Origin of the sequence: Pseudomonas sp. FSL R10-1339, assembly GCF_009600545.1 — a bacterium.
In the GTDB taxonomy this organism is placed as follows: Bacteria; Pseudomonadota; Gammaproteobacteria; order Pseudomonadales; family Pseudomonadaceae; genus Aquipseudomonas; species Aquipseudomonas bubulae.
Window position 1 is genome coordinate 1 of record NZ_WIVQ01000144.1, and the last position, 6888, is coordinate 6888.

Annotated in this window: 8 protein-coding genes and 1 pseudogene; all 9 read right to left on the reverse strand. The window is 61.1% G+C overall.

Annotated elements, in window-relative coordinates:
• Window positions 1-289, reverse strand: a pseudogene (locus GHO03_RS23045) (flagellar hook-length control protein FliK); the annotation flags it as partial.
• A gap of 79 nt (window positions 290-368) precedes the next feature.
• Window positions 369-731 (reverse strand): Hpt domain-containing protein, encoded by a 363-nt coding sequence (locus GHO03_RS23050; RefSeq protein WP_095002609.1) that lies wholly within the window; start codon window positions 729-731, stop codon window positions 369-371.
• A 30-nt stretch (window positions 732-761) separates the two neighbouring features.
• Window positions 762-2099: an ATP-binding SpoIIE family protein phosphatase gene (locus GHO03_RS23055; protein WP_095018908.1), complete on the reverse strand. Its 1338-nt coding sequence runs from the start codon at window positions 2097-2099 to the stop codon at window positions 762-764.
• 8 nt (window positions 2100-2107) lie between these two features.
• Window positions 2108-2413, reverse strand: a complete 306-nt coding sequence (locus tag GHO03_RS23060; protein WP_095002611.1) for an STAS domain-containing protein — start codon at window positions 2411-2413, stop codon at window positions 2108-2110.
• Between the two features lie 105 nt (window positions 2414-2518).
• Window positions 2519-2971 carry a flagellar export protein FliJ gene (fliJ, locus tag GHO03_RS23065; protein ID WP_095002612.1) on the reverse strand — a complete coding sequence of 151 codons (453 nt, stop codon included), beginning with the start codon at window positions 2969-2971 and terminating at the stop codon, window positions 2519-2521.
• A gap of 6 nt (window positions 2972-2977) precedes the next feature.
• Complete coding sequence (gene fliI / locus GHO03_RS23070; protein WP_095024152.1) at window positions 2978-4336, reverse strand: flagellar protein export ATPase FliI; 1359 nt, start codon at window positions 4334-4336, stop codon at window positions 2978-2980.
• Window positions 4326-5084, reverse strand: coding sequence for a flagellar assembly protein FliH (gene fliH / locus GHO03_RS23075; RefSeq protein WP_095024151.1), 759 nt, complete (start codon window positions 5082-5084; stop codon window positions 4326-4328). Before fliH ends, fliI begins: the two co-directional genes overlap by 11 nt.
• A complete protein-coding gene (gene fliG / locus GHO03_RS23080) occupies window positions 5085-6107 on the reverse strand; it encodes a flagellar motor switch protein FliG (protein WP_083369860.1) in 1023 nt (340 codons plus the stop codon).
• On the reverse strand, window positions 6100-6888 hold a 789-nt coding region (locus GHO03_RS23085; protein ID WP_296302326.1), incomplete at its 5' end, for a flagellar M-ring protein FliF C-terminal domain-containing protein. The genes GHO03_RS23085 and fliG, both read right to left, overlap by 8 nt.

Sequence of the window (6888 nt, forward strand, 5' to 3'; positions counted from 1 at the left end):
GCACCGGCACTGGCACCACCGGCTGCGTGGCTAGCGGATCGGCCGTTGCCACGTCATCGCCCGGCTTGTCAGTACTGTCATCCTGATCAGTGCTGACTGCGTCTTCCGTCTTGCCGGCAGGCAAGGGGTTGCCGCTACCGGCAACGGCTGGCGCCGGGTCGGCTGCCTGGGCATAGACCTTTGCAAAAGGCTGCGCATCAGCCTTGGCAGGCTGCACAGGACTGCTCGCCGAGGCTTTAGGGGCTGCGGCGGCAGGTGTCAGAAGCAGGGTTGGGGCAGCAACGGGCATTAACGGCTCTCCACTGTACGGCTGGCATGGGTACAGGTCAGAGAGTCACAGCAAGGTTCGGGCCAGCTTTAGTGCACAGTCAGCGGGATACAAAATGCGGCGACACCGAACGCTGGCGCTCGGCGCGATACAGGCGCCGGACCATCTGATATTCATCGTCGATTTTGATCACCAGCTCCTGGATCTCGGCCAGTTGCTTCTTTTGCGCACGCTCTTCAAGCAGGCCGCACAAATGTGCCAGGCGAATGGCACCCATATTGCTGCTGCTGCCTTTGAAACTATGGGCAACCAGCGTCAGGTCGCAAGCCTCGCGGGCGTTGTGCAGTTGGCCAAGACGCTCTTCGGAGTCGGAGAGGAAGGTGTCCAGCAGGTCGGCAAACCCTCCCTCCATCACGTCTCGCAACGCATTGACCACTTTCGGGTCCATATGAATGTCAGACACTTGCTCACTCCTTGATCAAGAATGAGCGGATTATGCCAGACCCCCCCACGAAAACTCCACGGTCGCGCTACGACCATCAGGTGCCCAACGTGCTGCAGGGCAGAGTTGACGCACCAGGCTCACCCCGCGTCCCGACAGACGGTCTAAATCCAGTGGCCTGGCCATCACCCTGGCAACATCAAAACCCGCACCACTGTCTTCTACCTGGATCAGCAGGCGACCGCTTTCGCCGATCGGCTCGACTTGCAACGAGAACCGCACAAACCCGTACTTGAGCGTTGCCAGACGCTCCTTGCGCTGCTGATAGTAATGGGCAAAGCCCCCTGTATCGCGCTTGAGCCGTGAATCGAGGCCCAACACCCCGTGCTCCAGGGCATTACTGTAAAGCTCGGCAAGCACCGCATGAATCACCGGCCCCTGAGCGCGCAGCCCGTGGACTTCCATCAGCAACTGCAACACGTAAGGCAGTGGATTGAACTGCTGCAGGCTGGGCGCCCGAAACTCGAAGCTGGCCGACCAGTCCCGCGGGCTGCATTGGCCACTGTCGGAATAGACAATCGCCGGCACCCCCAAAAAAGCCGGCAGCTGTGAAGTGATCTGCACCATGCTCACATCATCCCGGGCCTGCCCCTGAAAATCCCGCAAAGCCTGTTCGACCTCGGCAATCAGTTGCAACGGATGCCGATTGGCATCCAGCACCCGCTCCAGGCGCTCAACCCCGAACAATTGCTGATTGGGGCCACAGGTATCGATCACACCGTCGGTCAATAAAAACACCTGATCACCGGGCAGCATCGGCAACACCTGGGTGGCATGGTCAAACACTTCGGCGCGCAAGACACCCAACGGCAAGTGCTGCGAGGTCAGTGCCGTGCGCTGACCGCTGAGTGCGGCTTGCAAATAGCCATCGGGCATACCGCCATTCCAGACTTCGACGCAGCGCCGCTGGGCGCTCACACACAGCAACGCGGCGCAACAGAACATGTCCACGGGAAGGATACGCTTAAGCTTGGCGTTCATTTCCCTGAGTATTTCCGCCAACCCGTAGCCCTTGGCCGTCATGCTGTAGAACACCTCGGCCAGAGGCATTGCACCAATCGCCGCAGGCAAACCGTGGCCGGTAAAGTCGGCGAGCAGCAGATGGGTATCGCCTGAGGGCGTATAGGCGGCCAACAGCAAATCGCCATTGAACAAGGCATAGGGCGATTGCAGATAACGGATATTGGGGGCATCGAGGCAGCCCGAGTGTGCCACCCGGTCAAATACGGCTTTGGCCACCCGCTGTTCGTTGAGCAAGTAGTCGTTGTGCCGGGCGATCTGGTCGCGCTGCTGCACTATCGTTTGCTGCAGCCTGCGCAGGCGCTGCATCGAGCCGCTCAATTGATATCGAACAACTTGTCGAAATTGGAAACGCCCAGAATCTTGCGCACATCCGGGCTGCTGTTGACCACGCGAATATCAGAATCATCACCGCCGACATGCTCACGCAACAGCAGCAGCATGCCCAGGGCCGAGCTGTCGAGATAGGTGGCATCCTTCAAATCCACCACTACGCAGGCGGGCGCGGGGCTGAGTTCTTCGTAAGCGTCACGAAATTCCTGGTGCTTGGCAAAGTCGAACCGGCCCTTGATGGCGATCGTCAGCTTACTGCCATCTGCCGAGACTTCAGATGTCACTGCCATGTGAATTGCTCCCGAGATAGTCAGTGCAACTATAGACGCTTCTGTGAGCACCGCCGCAGGCCAATACCCGTAGCAGCTGCTACGGGATGCAGAGGACGTACGCGATCAGTACACGTCTTTGCGCGGCAAGCGCTGGGACAGTTCGTCCATCAGCTTTTGCTCGCGCTTGTCTTCCAGCTGGCGCGCTTCGTCGGCGTAGCGCTGTACCAGTTTGCGCAGCCCCTCAACCCGGGCATAGGCCTGTTGCCAGGTCTCGCGGGCCTTGTCGAGATTGTTCTGATGCCACACCAGGCTTTGACGCTGCTGGCCAACGGCGGTTTCCAACTGGCCGAGGAAGTACTGATAGTTACGCAGCCATTGGCCCGTGACTCCCTGGCTGCCGCGGTCTACCCATTGCGCCTGGTATTCCCCGCGGAAGTTTTCCAGATCACCCAGTTTGCTGTTGGCCAGGTTGACCTGCCCCTGGAAGTGACCCAGACGCTGGGCCGCAGCCTTCTCGGTCTTTTCCGCCATGTCCACCACCGGCGCCAGACGCGAAGCCCTGTTGTCACTGGCCATGGTCGATTAACCTCCGGCTGCCGGGGCGAAGATACTGCCCAGATGACCGCCGCTTTCGGCCAGGCTGATATTGTCGTTCAACCCCTGGCGCAGATACCCCACCATCGCCGGTTGCAGGGCAATGGCGGTATCGGTCTCGCGATCGCCGCCCGGCACATAGGCGCCCACGCTGATCAAGTCCCGCGCCTGCTGGAAGCGCGACCACAGCTGCTTGAACTGCTGGGCGCGGCGCATATGCTCTTCACTGACCACCGAGGGCATGACCCGGCTGATGGATGCTTCAATATCGATGGCCGGGTAATGGCCCTCTTCGGCCAATCGACGGGATAACACAATATGACCGTCGAGCACGCCCCGCGCCGAATCGGCAATCGGGTCCTGCTGGTCATCCCCTTCAGACAGCACGGTGTAAAACGCGGTGATCGAACCACCCCCGGCCTCGGCGTTGCCGGCGCGCTCCACCAGCTTGGGCAGCTTGGCAAACACCGACGGCGGATAGCCCTTGGTCGCGGGCGGCTCGCCAATGGCCAGGGCGATTTCCCGCTGGGCCTGGGCGAATCGGGTCAGGGAGTCCATCAGCAACAGGACGTTCTTGCCCTTGTCGCGAAAGTATTCGGCAATCCGCGTGCAATACATCGCCGCGCGCAAACGCATCAAGGGCGCATCATCGGCAGGCGATGCCACCACCACCGAACGCTTGATGCCTTCGGCACCCAGGATATGTTCGATAAATTCCTTTACCTCACGGCCCCGCTCGCCGATAAGGCCCACCACGATAATGTCGGCCTCGGTAAAGCGGGTCATCATGCCCAGCAGCACACTCTTGCCCACGCCCGTGCCGGCAAACAGGCCCAGACGCTGACCGCGACCCACCGTCAATAAACCGTTGATGCTGCGAATGCCCACGTCCAGCGGCACGCTGATGGGGTCGCGCTTGAGCGGGTTGATGGTGGGGCCGTCCAGCGGCACCCAGTCTTCGGCCTTCATCGGCCCCTTGCCATCCAGCGCACGGCCGGCGCCATCGAGCACCCGGCCGAGCATGCTCATGCCCATCGGCAGGCGACCATTATCGGCCAGCGGCACCACTCGGGCGCCCGGCGCAATGCCGGCGACACTGCCTACGGGCATCAGAAAAATTTTACTGCCACTAAAGCCCATCACCTCAGCTTCGACTTCTACCGGGTGAAAGCTGTCGTCGTTGATCACCAGGCAACGGCTGCCCATGGCCGCGCGCAGGCCTTCGGCCTCCAGGGTCAGACCGACCATGCGCAGCAGGCGCCCTTCAACCACCGGCTGCACCGGCAAGGACACCGCCGGAGCGTAGCTGCCCAGGCGCTTGGCAAAACTGGTGCGCTTAAGGTGCATCAAGATCGATGTCGATATCAGGCGCCGCCGGGTGCAGTACCTGTTCGTGGAGCTGGTCAAGCAACTGGCTCATGGCCTGCTTGATCCGTGTTTCGATACTGGCATCGATGCGGCTGTGCTCGGTTTCAATGCGACAGCCTCCCGGTTGCAGGCTGTCGTCTTCGACAATCCGCCATTGCTCGTCATGACGCTCACGCAGGGCCTTGATCTGGTCAAAGTCCTGCGGATTGATAAACAGGCGAATATTCTCGGCGCCCATCGGCAAGAGCTTCAAACCCTCGCGCAGCACTTGCCCGATCTGGCTCGAATCGGTTTTCAGCTCGCGCTGGATCACTTGCCGGGTCATGTGCTCGACCAGCCCGATCATGGCTTTTTCAAGCTGCTGATCCTGCTCGGCAAGCGGTGCCAGCAGGCTGCCCATCAGGCGCTCGAGGCTGGCAACCTTGGCCGTCAGGGCCACTTCGGCTTCCTGGCGAACCTTGAGCTGGGTGCTATGAAAACCTTCTTTCTCACCCGTGGCGAAGCCTTCGTTGTAGGCCTCCTGGCGAATGCTTTCGAGCTCTTCAAGGGTCAACGGCTGGACTTCTTCCAGCGGCACCTCTTCCATCTCAGGCAGTTCTTCAACCGGCTCGGGTTCGGGCTCTGCTTCGGGCTCGCGCCACGGATCGAAGCTGGGCAGGCCCCAGACATCAAAAGCACCGACATCCTTGGCACGGATTACATCACCGGGGGTTTCGCCGCTGCTCACTTAGATCATCTCTTCGCCGCCCTTCCCGCCGAGAGCAATTTCTCCGGCTTCGGCCATACGGCGGGCGATGGTGAGGATTTCCTTCTGCGCAGTCTCGACATCGCTGACGCGCACCGGGCCTTTGGCTTCCAGATCGTCGCGCAGCAATTCGGCGGCACGCTTGGACATGTTCTTGAAGATCTTTTCCTGCACGTTCTCGTCGGAGCCCTTGAGCGCCAGTACCAGTACGTCAGAGGACACTTCCCGGAGCAACGCCTGGATACCGCGGTCGTCGACATCGGCCAGGTTGTTGAACACGAACATGAGGTCTTCGATCTGACCCGAAAGGTCTTCGTCGATATCCCGGATCGAGTCCATCAACTGCGCTTCCATCGAGCTGTCGAGGAAGTTCATGATATCGGCCGCGCGCTTGACCCCACCCAGGGAGGTACGCGCCGCGTTGGAGTTGCCGGAGAACTGCTTCTCGAGGATCTGGTTAAGCTCCTTGAGCGCCGCCGGTTGCACGGTGTTGAGCGACGAGACCCGCAGGATGATGTCGAGGCGCGCCTTCTGGTCAAAGTGGCCGAGCACTTCTCCCGCCTGGTCAGGGTCGAGGTAAGCCACCACAATGGCCTGGATTTGCGGGTGCTCAAAGCGGATCACATCGGCAACGGCACGCGGTTCCATCCACTTGAGGCTATCCAGGCCGCTGGTATTGCCACCCAGCAGGATGCGGTCGATCAGGCCGTTGGCCTTGTCTTCGCCCAGGGCCGAGGTGAGCATTTTGCGGATGTAGCTGTCCGAGCCCACGCCGAGGCTGGTCTGGTCGCCGACGATCTCGACGAATTCGCTCATCACCTGCTCGACCTGCTCGCGGTGCACGTTGCGCATTTGCGCCATCGCCACACCCACCCGCTGGACCTCCTTGGGGCCCATATGGCGCAGCACCTGGGCGGCATCGGATTCGCCCAGCGACAGGAGCAAAATGGCGGCCTTGTCGACCCGGGTCAACTTGGCGTTGGCGGCGGCGCGGTTATCACTCATCGGCATTGATCCACTCTTTTACTACCTGGGCCACACGGCCCGGATCTTCTGCGACCAGACTCTTGATTGCATTCAACTGCGCGTCATAGCCTTCGCTGGGGCTTGGCAACATGATGCTTTGCGGGCCGCCAAGGCTGACACGGTCGTTGGCCAGCTCGCCATCCAGACCGCCCAGGCCGCCCATCTCGGCATCACTGCCAATACCGGCCACCTGCTTGTTGCGGCCGTGACCGGTGATGTTGTTGAGCACCGGGCGCAACACACCGAACACCAGCACCAGAATGAACAGCACGCCGAGCACTTGCTTGACCACATCCCAGAACCAGGGCTGGGAATAGAACGGGATATCGGCAATCACTTCACCCCGCTCGGTGGAGAACGGCACATTGATCACGCTGACGCTGTCGCCACGGCTGGCATCGAAGCCCACGGCGTCCTGCACCAGACGGGTAAAGCGCGCCAGCTGATCGGTGGTCCATGGCACCTGGGTGATTTCACCGTTGGCCGGGTTGACGCTGATCTTGTCGTCGATCACCACCGCCACCGACAGGCGATTGACCCTGCCCTGCTGCTGTTTGGTGTGGCTGATGGAGCGGTCAAGCTCGAAGTTGCGGGTCGACTGCGAACGTTTGTCGGCCGGGTACGGCGCCAGCATTGGCTGGCCGGTGCCCGGATCCATGATTTGCTGGCCGTTGGCATCAAGCAACGGCTGGCCCGGCTGGATCATGCCCGCCCCGCCAGCAGCTCCCTGGCCGGTTTGCTGCGGTGCGCTGGCCGGGCT